Annotated in this window: 1 protein-coding gene; it reads left to right on the top strand. The window is 69.1% G+C overall.

The genetic code is table 11. The annotated features are described in order from the left end of the window. Positions 1-223 (top strand): SIS domain-containing protein (locus tag E4K09_RS24035; protein WP_134500188.1); only part of this gene is annotated, 223 nt, incomplete at both ends.

Genomic DNA, 223 nt, shown 5'->3' with positions numbered 1-223 from the left:
GTCCCGAGCAGCTGGGCACCGCGACCGAGCGCGATGCGGTTCTCGCCATCAGCTTCACGCCCTATGCGCCGGTGACCGCCGAACTCGCCGCCGCCGCCGCCCGCAGCAACAGTCCCGTGGTGGCGATCACGGATTCCGCCTTCAGCCCCCTGGTGACGAGCGCCGACATATGGCTCGAGGTGGCGGAGGCAGATTTCGGCGCGTTCCGTTCCCTTTCCGCATC

Source organism: Microvirga pakistanensis, from assembly GCF_004458765.1.
Classification (GTDB): Bacteria; Pseudomonadota; Alphaproteobacteria; order Rhizobiales; family Beijerinckiaceae; genus Microvirga; species Microvirga pakistanensis.
This window is presented reverse-complemented; position numbering and strand designations above follow the sequence as displayed.